A 10,540-nucleotide genomic window follows, 5' to 3' on the forward strand; every position below is an offset into this window, starting at 1 on the left:
GGCGGGCCGACACCCGCTGGGGTGGGGTGCCGTTTTTCCGCGCCGGGGCCGGCCCCTGGCGCGGCCGCGGGGGCCCGCTTCTCGTCACTCGGCGAAGTTCTTGCCGGTTTCCAGCAGCGTCTTGAGGTCGCTGAGGATCCAGGCCCAGCCGCCGCCGGCCGCGCCGTCCTCGGTGCCGGACACCATCGCGGCCGTCGCCGGGGCGCCGACCAGCTCGTGGGTCACGGTCAGTTTGCAGACCCCGGGCTGGGTCTTGGAGTTCTCGATCTCGTACGTCAGCTTGGTGAACGGCTCGGCGGCGGTCGTCGGGTCCATCAGCATCCGCCAGGTCTGCACCAGCTTGCGCGGCGGGTCGGCCTCGAGCACCTCGCCGTCGACGATCGTGTCGGGCACGCGGAAGCCGTTGGCCTGGGCGAACTCGTGCATCTCCGTGGTCGCCGCCGTGGTGAACGAACCACCCGGCTTGAGCTGGTAGTCGACCGGGGCGGAGTACGCGTAGCGCGTCGTCCACTCCGGTTCGGTGATCGCGGCCCAGATCTTCTCCGGCGTCGTCTTGATCCACACGCGGTAGACCTGCGTGGTCTCTGCGGTCATGACTCTTCCTCCTGCTCCAGGGTGTTCTTGAGGTCGATCAGCGTGGTCACGTGGTGCTCGGTGTACTTGTCGATCCAGCGGTCGTGAATCAGGCGGATCGGGACAGGATTGAGAAAATGGAGCTTCTCCCGCCCCGAGCGCCGCGCGACGACAAGACCCGCCTCCTCGAGGACCTTCAGGTGCTTGGCGACGCCGAAGCGTGACATCTCCAGCTCGGACTCCAGCTCGGTGAGCGTGCGGCCGTCACGCGCGAACAGCAGGTCGAGCAGGAAGCGACGGCTCGCGTCGGCCAGAGCCTTGAAGACCCGGTCATCGTCCGTCATGACGTTAAGTTATGATACCATTTGGTCACGTGTCAAGCCCGACTGTGGACAGCGGCAAGATTTTGTCGGTCCGGGGTGGTTGACTCGACCCCACCCAAAACTGGGGTGGGGGAGGTAAGCGGCGCGCGCAAACCGGCCAAAACGGACGCAAGGCCAGCGTGGCGGCGCGCACGTGGTCGGCGGCTCCTGGGAAAGCGGGTCCGCGACGGGGGCGCTGAGAAGGCGGGCGGTCAGCGACGCCGGCGCACCAACCGGCGCAGCTGGACGATCCGAGCCGCCGCCACCGCCATCGCGATGATCGCGCCGCCCACCCCGGCGATCAGAAGCGCCAGCGCGGTAGGCATCACGCCGTCCATCCACAGGAAGCGGATCCGAACCCCGGCCGTGTTCTGGGCGATGAAGACGATCAGCAGGATGACGACCAGGATGCCGGCCCAGACCCCGAGCCAGGCCGCGCTGATGCGCGTGAACATGCGCGGGGCGGTCGGACCGGGCGAGATCGGCGGCGCGGTGGTCCCGGGCGCGGGGATCGGCTCGACCTCGGTGGTCGGGATCGACGCCGGGTCGCGGTAGGTCTCGGACGGGGCGGGCTCATCGGCCAGCCGGCCCGCGGGCGGGCGCGGAGGCAGCGGTTCCTCCGGCGGCCGGTTGTCGGCGGGCGTGGTCATGCCCCTCGATTTCCCTCGGTGACCGATTCTCAACCCTCCGCAGCCTGTGCGCTCCGCACACGCACGGACAGCAGATCGTCGGATTTAAGGAGCCCCTAATGGACCGGCATCGAAACCGGACGTTATGTTGGCCGCCGGACACACTGAAACCTTCAATTTTCGGAAGTGCTCCCACGGCATGCCGGTCCTCGCGACCTACCGGCGGCGGAGTTCTTCCCTTTCGTCGGTGTATGACGGCGCAGCGCCGGGTGGCGGCCCGGCGCTGCGTCCTCGCCGCTAACCCAACGAGCGCCAAAGTCGCAGCTCAGCGAGGCCCTAAGGCCCGGAGCCCAGCGAAGTCCTAGAGGCTGCGACGCGCGAACGGATTACGCCCGCTGGCGGTCAGGTAGAGCGGCATAAAGATCACCCAAAGCACGACACAGCCCAGGAACCAGGCCTCCGGCGTCTCAACCCGCAGGTTCCCAACCGCCACCGAAACCCGCTCACCTCGGCGCACCCGCGCCCGGGCATCGGCCAGCACCCAAAAATCGCTGCCAAGCGCAACGACCAGCACGGCAACCGACACCAGCACCACCGGCGACAGCACAACCACGAAACCCACCCCCGGGAACCGCCCGCGCCCCAGGCGCGCCCACCCCCACCCTACCTCCGCAAACCCACCCGCCCACCCAAAAGCACGCCGGCCAAACGCACCCGCACCGAACCCCAGAGCGTCGCTAGTCCCGCCCAGCGAAGCCGGCGCACCGCGTAGCCGGCGAACCGCGGAGGCGGCGAAGTCAGCCCACCGCGCAAGCGACAGAGTCAGCGCACCGCGCAAGCAATTCGAGCAACCCCAAACGGCCGCAACCCCCAGTCACCGCGGGGTCTGGGGGCTCGGCCCCCAGGAAATATGCGACGTGACCCGGCCCGCGCTTCCCGCGGGCACACTGCGGCCTTCACGGAGCGGGCGACGAGAATCGAACTCGCGTAATCAGTTTGGAAGACTGAGGCTCTACCATTGAGCTACGCCCGCGTGCGTCAGTAGCTTACTGAATGATCCCGGCCGCGCGCGAACGGGGGCCACGCCGCAGGCCCGGTTTACCACCAGGTGACTCCAGCGCACGCGCGTGGAAGCGGACCGCATACACTGGCCGACGCCACGGGGTGTGGCGCAGCTTGGTAGCGCACTCGCTTTGGGAGCGAGGGGCCGTGGGTTCAAATCCCGCCACCCCGACTGATAACTAATCCGCAGCAACAAGGAGTACGCCTGTGAAGAGCACCGTCGAGACTCTGAGCCCGACTCGGGTGAAGCTCGCCATCGAGGTGCCGTTCGAGGAGCTCAAGCCGAGCCTGCAGAAGGCGTACCGGGAGATCGGCGCGCAGGTTCAGGTGCCGGGCTTCCGCCGTGGCAAGATCCCGGCCGCTGTGATCGATCAGCGGGTCGGCCGGGGCGCGGTCCTCAACGAGGCAGTTCAGGAAGCGATTCCGCAGCAGATCCTCGCCGCGGTTCAGGAGCACGAGGTCAAGACGCTCGGTCGTCCCGAAGTGGAGATCACCGAGTTCGGCGACAACGCGCCTCTGAAGTTCACCGCCGAGGTCGACGTCCGCCCCCAGATCACGGTCCCCGACCTGTCGACGATCTCGGTCACCGTGCCGGCCGTCGAGATCGGTGACAACGAGATCGACGAGCAGATCAACGGCCTGCGGGAGCGTTTCGCCACCCTCAAGACCGTCGAGCGTCCGGCCGCCGAGGGCGACTATGTGCAGCTCGACCTGAAGGCGACCGTCGACGGGGAAGAGGTTCCCGGCGGTTCGGCGACCAACATCTCGCACGAGGTCGGCAGCAAGCAGCTGCTTCCGGGCCTCGACGAGGTTCTGGTCGGCCTGGTCGCGGGCGCTGACGCCACTTTCACCACCGAGCTCGTGGGCGGCGACTTCGCCGGGCGTGAGGCTCAGGTCGAGGTGACCGTCCGCAGTGTCAAGGACAAGCAGCTGCCCGAGATCGATGACGAGTTCGCCCAGCTGGCGAGCGAGTTCGACACTCTCGAGGAGCTCCGCGGCGATCTTCGCGAGCGGCTGAGCCGGGTCAAGAAGGTCGAGCAGATCTACGCGGCCCGTGACGAGGCGCTCAAGCAGCTCGTCCAGTCGGCCGACATCCCGGCTCCCGAGGGTGTCGTCAAGGACGAGGTCGAGGGCCGCAAGCAGGCGATGACCGACCAGCTCGAGCGGATCGGCGCCTCCCTGGAGGACTACCTGGCCTCGGAGGAGAAGACCGAGGAGCAGATCGACCAGGAGCTGACCGAGGCGGCCGAGGAGGGCGTGCGCATCCAGCTGCTGCTGGACACGATCGCCGACGCCGAGGACGTGCAGGTTTCCGACGACGAGTTCGGTCACGAGATCGTGCACCGGGCCCAGCGCGCCCAGATGGACCCGCAGCGTTACTACGACCAGCTCGTGCAGTCGGGTGCGGCGCCCGCGGTCTTCGGTGATGTGCGCCGGGGCAAGGCGCTCGCTTCGGTCATGGAGCAGGTCAAGATGTCCGACTCCGAGGGCAACGAGCTCACGCTCGACGACCTCCGGGCGGCCAACGAGGCCGAGCACGAGGGCCATAACCACTGAGTTTGCTGGAATCGAGCAGGACAGCTTCACCGGCCGCCGCGCTTCGCTCACGCTGCGCGGCGGCCGGGCTTTTTTCCGGTACGCGGGGTGCCGCGTGCGCTGTCAGCGAACACCCGCCCGAGGGGGAAGCTGACGCTCTTTCGACCGGTTAGGTTGGTCGTACGACGGACAATCTGCCGACCGGTTCGCCGGCCGACACAGTCAGCTGTGAAGGGCTGCCATGACCGATCTCCACATTCCCGGAAGCCCCGTGCTCCGCGGTGACACCTTGAGTGGCAACCTCGACGACTCGGTCTACAACCGCCTGCTGCGCGAGCGCATCATTTTCCTCGGCAGCGAGGTCACCGACGCCGTGGCCAACCGCATCTGTGCTCAGCTGCTGCTGCTTTCCGCCGAGGACCCCGAGCGCGACATCAACCTGTGGATCAACTCGCCGGGTGGCTCCGTCTACTCCGGCATGGCGATCTACGACACGATGCAGTTCATCGACAACGACGTGCAGACCGTCGCGATGGGCATGGCCGCCTCGATGGGGCAGTTCCTGCTGTGCGCCGGTGCCGACGGTAAGCGTTTCGCGCTGCCGCACGCGCGCATCATGATGCACCAGCCGTCGGGTGGCATGGGCGGCACGGCCGCCGACATCGCTATCCAGGCCGAGCAGATGCTCTACACCAAGCGGATGTTCCAGGAGCGGATCTCGTTTCACACGGGTCAGTCCCAGGAGCAGATCGAGCAGGACTTCGACCGGGACCGGTGGTTCACCGCGCAGGAGGCCATGGACTATGGCTTCATCGACAAGGTGATCACCACGGCCACCGAGGTGCCTGAGGGCGCCGGAACGCTGAACTGAGGAGCTGAACTATGACCGACCTGACCATGCCTCCCGGGTTCGCTCCGGTGCACAACCGCTACGTGCTGCCCTCCTTCGTCGAGCGCTCGTCGAACGGCATGATGAAGGAGACCAACCCGTACAACAAGATGTTCGAGGACCGGATCATCTTCCTCGGCGTCCAGGTGGACGACGCGTCGGCGAACGACGTGATGGCCCAGCTGCTGACGCTGGAGAGCTCGGACCCGGACCGCGACATCCTGATGTACATCAACTCGCCGGGCGGCTCCTTCACCGCCATGACGGCCATCTACGACACCATGCAGTACGTCCGTCCGGACATCTCGACGGTCTGCCTGGGCCAGGCGGCGAGCGCTGCCGCGGTCCTGCTGGCCGGCGGCACGGCGGGCAAGCGCATGGCACTGCCCCACTCGCGGGTTCTGATCCACCAGCCGGCCACCGAGGGCGGCTACGGGCAGGGTTCCGACATCGAGATCCAGGCGCGTGAGATCCTCCGCATGCGTACGCAGCTGGAGGAGATGATCGCCCGCCACTCCGGTCAGCCGGTCGACAAGGTCCGCAAGGACATCGACCGCGACAAGATCATGACGGCGGAGGAGGCCAAGGAGTACGGTCTCGTCGACGTGGTCCTGGCGACGCGGAAGAAGAGCCTGCAGTCCGTCGGGTCGGGCAGCTAGGAGCGTGGGTTCAGGGGCCGGCCGGGACACGGCTAGACTGGCCGACCCCTGACACGCCCGTTTTGGGGGGTCGGAGAACTGCCTCTTTGCGGGTAACGTCGAGCCAGCAGCCTCAGTTACGCGGTTCGGCAGACGATGAGATGGCAACGAGGCAATTCGTCCTCGGATCAGGGGCCGGCAGCCGCCGGCCGATGAGCTCAAGGAGAACGTAGGTGGCACGGATCGGCGACGGCGGCGACCTACTGAAGTGCTCCTTCTGTGGGAAGTCGCAGAAGCAGGTCAAGAAGCTCATCGCGGGCCCTGGGGTCTATATCTGCGACGAGTGCATTGACCTCTGCAACGAGATCATCGAAGAGGAGCTGGCCGAGACCGGCGAGGTGAAGTGGGAAGAGCTTCCCAAGCCGATGGAGATCTGCCAGTTCCTGGATCAGTACGTGGTGGGCCAGGAGCAGGCGAAGAAGGCGCTCTCGGTCGCGGTCTACAACCACTACAAGCGCATCCAGGCCGAGTCGTCGGGCGCGCCCGGCGGCGGCAGCGATGTCGAGGTGGCCAAGTCCAACATCATGCTCATCGGTCCCACCGGCTGCGGTAAGACGCACCTGGCGCAGACCCTGGCCCGCATGCTCAACGTGCCGTTCGCGATCGCTGATGCCACCGCCCTCACCGAGGCCGGTTATGTCGGTGAAGACGTCGAAAACATCCTGCTGAAACTGATCCAGGCCGCCGACTACGACGTCAAGCGGGCCGAGCAGGGCATCATCTACATCGACGAGGTCGACAAGATCGCTCGCAAGAGCGAGAACCCGTCGATCACCCGCGACGTCTCCGGCGAGGGCGTCCAGCAGGCACTTCTGAAGATCCTCGAGGGCACGGTGGCCAACGTGCCGCCCCAGGGCGGCCGCAAGCACCCCCACCAGGAGTTCATCCAGATCGACACGACCAACGTGCTGTTCATCGTGGGCGGTGCGTTCGCCGGCCTCGACCGCATCATCGAGTCGCGGGTCGGGCACGGCGGCGTGGGCTTCGGCGCGCACCTGCGGTCGATCTCGGAGCGCAACACCGACGACATCTTCAGCAAGGTCATGCCGGAAGACATGCTGAAGTTCGGGCTGATCCCCGAGTTCATCGGCCGTCTGCCGGTGATCACGACGGTGCGCAACCTCGACCGCGAGGCGCTCATCAAGATCCTCACCGAGCCCCGCAACGCGTACGTGAAGCAATATCAGCGCCTCTTCGAGCTCGACGGCGTCGAGTTGGAGTTCGACTACGGCGCGCTCGAGGCGATCGCCGACCAGGCCATGCTTCGCGGCACGGGCGCCCGCGGTCTCCGCGCGATCATGGAAGAGGTCCTGCTCTCCGTGATGTACGAGGTGCCGAGCAACCCCGATGCCGCCCGCGTGGTCATCAACCGCGAGGTCGTCCTCGAAAACGTCAATCCGACCATCGTTCCGCGCGAGTTCGTCGGCCGTCGCCGGCACCAGCGCGAGGAGAAGTCGGCCTGATCGAGCCTTTTCACGACGCCGTCGCCCGGTTGGGCGACGGCGTCGTTTTTTGCGGGTGGCGCGACCGTTCTCGGCGCCGCCGCGCATGATCCACGGGGCAGCGGCCAGGGTCGCTGATCACCGAGGATCAGGCCAGCGGGCTCGCCGGCAATCCGGCTCTGCCTCTCGGCCTTCTGATGAGGCTGAGCGAGTCGATTCCCGGCCGGTCAAGCGTGAGTTCTGGGCTCGCCTCTCCCGCGCGAGGTGCAGGAGGCCCTTGTTCCGGCCCCCCGACCGTCGCGTGCGGACGGTGTTCTCCGACCGTCTGCGGGTCGATCCGGAGATGCAGGCCCGGTCCTCGACGACCGAGCCGGCCGCTGCGGCTGCGCGCGGTCGAGCGATCGAGCCGCCGCCGCCCGCTCCCGGACGCGGTGCTGACGAGCTCTTCGGCGGGAGACGGGCTGCTGACACCGGATGAGGCGTGGGCCGAGCTGAGCGGGGCCTTCCGGTGGGAAGCGCGGATCTACCGGCTCGCCGCGCGCTGACGTACGGATCCAGGCCGTCGAGGGCCGCCGGGTCGCCACCACCCGACCGCCCCCGCCGGACGCGATCGACAGGTGATCCGCGATTCGTACGCCGAGACCCGGGCCCGGAAAGCCGAGCGGGCCGATCTGACCGTCGAGTAGTTGCACCGGTTGGCGTCCGATCCCGAAGCCTCGCTGCGCACCGTGGCCTCGGTCCATCCGGCGCTCAGCGAAGAGGAACGGGTGGCCATCGCGTTCAACGTGACGACCGATCCCTCGAACGGTCCCACGTCGCCTGGCGCGTCGTCGCCGGCCCATACGAGCGTCATTGCGGATCGGGAGGCGCCTGCCCCGCGCGGGCCCGCATCGGCTACTTCAGCGCCGGTCCGGCTTGGGTCCGCGCGGGCCTGGCGCGCTCGGTGAACCCACTACCCCGCGGCGTGCAAGCCCGATCTGCCGGTCGCCCGGAGGGCCGACGATGACGATCCCGGCGCCCGGTTCCTGCTGGTGCGCCACCACCCGCACGCGGCGGCCGAGCTGCTACCTCGAACACGACAGCAGCTGCGGACGGTCGGAGCTGCGGGGGCTTTCCGCGTACGGGATGGGCCTTTTCGCCGGAGACCAGAAGCATGAGGGATCCGGCGGCCGACCCCGAGGCGATCGACAGGCTGACCCGTGACCCGAGCCGGCCGGTGCGGCGGGCGGTGGCGCGGATTCTCGAGCTGTTCGACGACCGGAACTGGCCAGGCACGCGGCCGCCAACCCGGTCCGGCCGATCGAGCGGAGGCGGGAGATCGTCGCGGCGGCGTGCGGCGATGGTGGAGACTGACACCCATGCATCCGTTCCGTGCTGCGATTGAAGCCCGCGACATCTCGGCGGCCGTTGCGCTCTGTTCCGACGATGTGGAGTTCCGGAGCCCGGTGGCGTTCGCCCCCTACCGTGGCCGCGCGGCCCTCACGGTGCTCCTCAGCGCGGTGATCGAGGTCTTCCAGGACTTCCGGTACGTGCGGGAGGTCGGCACCGACACCGACCACGTGCTCGTGTTCCGCGCTCGCGTGGGGGAGAAGGAGCTGGAGGGCGCCGACTTCCTGCACTACGCCGCCGACGGGGCGATCGACGAGTTCACGGTCATGGTGCGGCCCTTGTCGGCGGCCCAGGCGCTGGCCGAGGAGATGGGGGCCAAGCTCGCGGCCGGCGGGGGTCTACGGCCCGGTGTAGCACCCAGCCCGCACTGACGAAGCGGGACTCATCCACGCCGTACTGAAAAAAGGGTGACCGCCGTAGGCTGGTCACATGCGTGTTGCGGTGTGTCAGTTGAACTCTCGCGAGGACCGGGCGGAAAACCTGCGGGTCGCCCGTGACCTGCTGGAACGCGCCGCGGCGGCCGGGGCCGACCTGGCCGTGCTGCCGGAATATGTCGACTATCTGGGTCCCGGCAAGACCGCGCCCGATCCGGAGACGATCGACGGCGAGTTCGCACGGTTCTTTGCTCGGGCGGCGCGTGAGCTGGGCATCTGGGTGCATGCCGGCTCGTTCCACGAGGCCGGGCCCGATGCCGAGCACACCTACAACACCACGTTGATCTTTGATCCGGGCGGCTCGCTCACCGCGAGCTATCGCAAGATCCATCTGTACGACGTGGAGATCGCGGGACGGGTCTCCTATCAGGAGTCGCGCACCGTGGCGCCCGGGTCGGAGACCGTGGTGGCCGAGATCGGTGGGGTGCGCACGGGGCTGTCCATCTGCTACGACCTGCGGTTCCCCGAGCTGTATCGCCGACTGGCGGTGGAAGGGGATGCGCGGGTGCTGGTGGTGCCGGCCGCGTTCATGATGCACACCGGGCGCGACCACTGGGAGGTGCTGCTCCGCGCCCGCGCGATCGAAAACCAGTGCTATGTGGTCGCGGCCGGGCAGATCGGTGATCACGAGCCGGGGCGCACCTGTTTCGGGCGCAGCATGGTCATCGACCCGTGGGGGACAGTGCTCGCCCAGGCCCCCGACGCGATCGGCATCGTGACCGCTGACCTGGACTTTTCCCGCTTGGAGAAGATCCGTTCCGAGCTGCCGAGCCTGGCCAACCGCCGACTGTAGTGGGCGTCACAGCAACTGCACGAGATAGCTGACGACGGCCAGTCCGATGACTGTGCCGCCGGCGACGAGCATCGCGCCGCCCATGCGGGACGGGCCGCGCATGAGGATCCGGTGACCCGCCACCACGATCGTGACCAGCACAAGCACGCCGATGACCACCTGCCACAAGGGCATCAGGAGATCGAGCAGTGCGTCGGCGGCTAGCGGATGGCCGGGGTTCATGCGCCCACTCTGTCACGTTCTTCCGGGGATGCGAGGCCCTTCCAGACCGGCCTCAAGCACGGTCGTCGATTTGCATCCGTGGTGGCCTCTCGCGTAACTTTCTCTCTGCCCGAGGGAAACCCGGACGGAACGCCACGAAGGTGACGGAACGGACGGCGATTCGTCGGGACGTCGGATGCAGCGTTAAGCTGAAGAAGATGCCGGGCGATGCAGGCGGAAACACAGTTTGCGCCAGCGAGGTCGACCGGGTAGAGTAGCAAAGCCCGCAGGAGCCAGGCGGACGGATCACTGAAGTGATCGTCGGCTGGTCTGCATGGGCCATCTACGATCTCTCCGCTCACGTAGCGGTAGTTACCGTGGAAAACGAGCAGTAGCCCCGAGCGAGGGTCCCATCGTGGACCTCGAGTTCGGTGTGTGGTTGTTCTTTGAGAACTCAACAGGGTGCTTGATAAAGCCAGTGCCAATTAGTTTTATCCCTGGCCGGTTTGATCCGGCTTGGATTCCTTTGGCA

11 protein-coding genes and 2 tRNA genes are annotated in these 10,540 nt (G+C 67.4%); 7 read left to right on the forward strand and 6 right to left on the reverse strand.

Features of this window, described 5'->3' with window-relative positions:
* Positions 1–84: 84 nt before the first annotated feature.
* The 5 genes from AB0M88_RS51535 to AB0M88_RS51555 form a co-directional block, all read right to left on the reverse strand.
* Positions 85–594, reverse strand: coding sequence for an SRPBCC domain-containing protein (locus AB0M88_RS51535; protein WP_364115407.1), 510 nt, complete (start codon positions 592–594; stop codon positions 85–87).
* Entirely contained in the window at positions 591–917 is a 327-nt protein-coding gene (locus AB0M88_RS51540) for a metalloregulator ArsR/SmtB family transcription factor (RefSeq protein ID WP_364115410.1), read from the reverse strand. The genes AB0M88_RS51535 and AB0M88_RS51540 overlap by 4 nt, the downstream gene beginning before the upstream one ends.
* Positions 918–1,147: 230 nt before the next feature.
* Positions 1,148–1,585, reverse strand: a complete 438-nt coding sequence (locus tag AB0M88_RS51545) for a lipopolysaccharide assembly protein LapA domain-containing protein (protein WP_364115412.1) — start codon at positions 1,583–1,585, stop codon at positions 1,148–1,150.
* Positions 1,586–1,925: 340 nt separating this feature from the next.
* Positions 1,926–2,177, reverse strand: a complete 252-nt coding sequence (locus AB0M88_RS51550; RefSeq protein ID WP_364115415.1) for a hypothetical protein — start codon at positions 2,175–2,177, stop codon at positions 1,926–1,928.
* Between the two features lie 349 nt (positions 2,178–2,526).
* Positions 2,527–2,597 (reverse strand) — tRNA-Gly (locus AB0M88_RS51555).
* 127 nt (positions 2,598–2,724) lie between these two features.
* Between AB0M88_RS51555 and AB0M88_RS51560 the strand changes: the two genes are divergently transcribed.
* The 7 genes from AB0M88_RS51560 to AB0M88_RS51590 all read left to right on the forward strand — a co-directional run bounded on the left by AB0M88_RS51560 (position 2,725) and on the right by AB0M88_RS51590 (position 9,807).
* Positions 2,725–2,798: transfer RNA gene (locus AB0M88_RS51560), tRNA-Pro, on the forward strand.
* Positions 2,799–2,833: 35 nt separating this feature from the next.
* Positions 2,834–4,183 carry a trigger factor gene (gene tig, locus AB0M88_RS51565; protein WP_364115418.1) on the forward strand — a complete coding sequence of 450 codons (1,350 nt, stop codon included), beginning with the start codon at positions 2,834–2,836 and terminating at the stop codon, positions 4,181–4,183.
* Positions 4,184–4,403: 220 nt separating this feature from the next.
* The gene (locus tag AB0M88_RS51570) at positions 4,404–5,033 is read left to right on the forward strand and encodes an ATP-dependent Clp protease proteolytic subunit (protein WP_364115421.1); all 630 of its coding nucleotides are present in this window, start codon (positions 4,404–4,406) and stop codon (positions 5,031–5,033) included.
* 11 nt (positions 5,034–5,044) lie between these two features.
* Positions 5,045–5,710 carry an ATP-dependent Clp protease proteolytic subunit gene (locus AB0M88_RS51575; protein WP_364115424.1) on the forward strand — a complete coding sequence of 222 codons (666 nt, stop codon included), beginning with the start codon at positions 5,045–5,047 and terminating at the stop codon, positions 5,708–5,710.
* A 212-nt stretch (positions 5,711–5,922) separates the two neighbouring features.
* Positions 5,923–7,212, forward strand: a complete 1,290-nt coding sequence (clpX, locus tag AB0M88_RS51580) for an ATP-dependent Clp protease ATP-binding subunit ClpX (RefSeq protein WP_364115426.1) — start codon at positions 5,923–5,925, stop codon at positions 7,210–7,212.
* A 1,337-nt stretch (positions 7,213–8,549) separates the two neighbouring features.
* Positions 8,550–8,951 carry a nuclear transport factor 2 family protein gene (locus AB0M88_RS51585; RefSeq protein WP_364115429.1) on the forward strand — a complete coding sequence of 134 codons (402 nt, stop codon included), beginning with the start codon at positions 8,550–8,552 and terminating at the stop codon, positions 8,949–8,951.
* Between the two features lie 58 nt (positions 8,952–9,009).
* Complete coding sequence (locus tag AB0M88_RS51590) at positions 9,010–9,807, forward strand: carbon-nitrogen hydrolase family protein (protein WP_364115432.1); 798 nt, start codon at positions 9,010–9,012, stop codon at positions 9,805–9,807.
* Positions 9,808–9,813: 6 nt separating this feature from the next.
* On the opposite strand, the gene AB0M88_RS51595 is transcribed toward AB0M88_RS51590, so the two are convergent.
* The gene (locus AB0M88_RS51595) at positions 9,814–10,029 is read right to left on the reverse strand and encodes a hypothetical protein (protein ID WP_364115434.1); all 216 of its coding nucleotides are present in this window, start codon (positions 10,027–10,029) and stop codon (positions 9,814–9,816) included.
* Positions 10,030–10,540 lie beyond the last annotated feature (511 nt).

Source organism: Actinoplanes sp. NPDC051411, from assembly GCF_040682075.1.
Taxonomy (GTDB): Bacteria; Actinomycetota; Actinomycetes; order Mycobacteriales; family Micromonosporaceae; genus Actinoplanes.

What these genes read in the sequence shown, in the direction of transcription:
- AB0M88_RS51570 (WP_364115421.1), top strand. Translation starts at nt 4,404, where the DNA reads ATGACCGATCTCCACATTCCCGGAAGCCCCGTGCTCCGCGGTGACACC.
- AB0M88_RS51535 (WP_364115407.1), bottom strand. Translation starts at nt 594, where the DNA reads ATGACCGCAGAGACCACGCAGGTCTACCGCGTGTGGATCAAGACGACG.
- AB0M88_RS51545 (WP_364115412.1), bottom strand. Translation starts at nt 1,585, where the DNA reads ATGACCACGCCCGCCGACAACCGGCCGCCGGAGGAACCGCTGCCTCCG.
- AB0M88_RS51595 (WP_364115434.1), bottom strand. Translation starts at nt 10,029, where the DNA reads ATGAACCCCGGCCATCCGCTAGCCGCCGACGCACTGCTCGATCTCCTG.
- AB0M88_RS51575 (WP_364115424.1), top strand. Translation starts at nt 5,045, where the DNA reads ATGACCGACCTGACCATGCCTCCCGGGTTCGCTCCGGTGCACAACCGC.
- AB0M88_RS51540 (WP_364115410.1), bottom strand. Translation starts at nt 917, where the DNA reads ATGACGGACGATGACCGGGTCTTCAAGGCTCTGGCCGACGCGAGCCGT.
- AB0M88_RS51590 (WP_364115432.1), top strand. Translation starts at nt 9,010, where the DNA reads ATGCGTGTTGCGGTGTGTCAGTTGAACTCTCGCGAGGACCGGGCGGAA.
- AB0M88_RS51585 (WP_364115429.1), top strand. Translation starts at nt 8,550, where the DNA reads ATGCATCCGTTCCGTGCTGCGATTGAAGCCCGCGACATCTCGGCGGCC.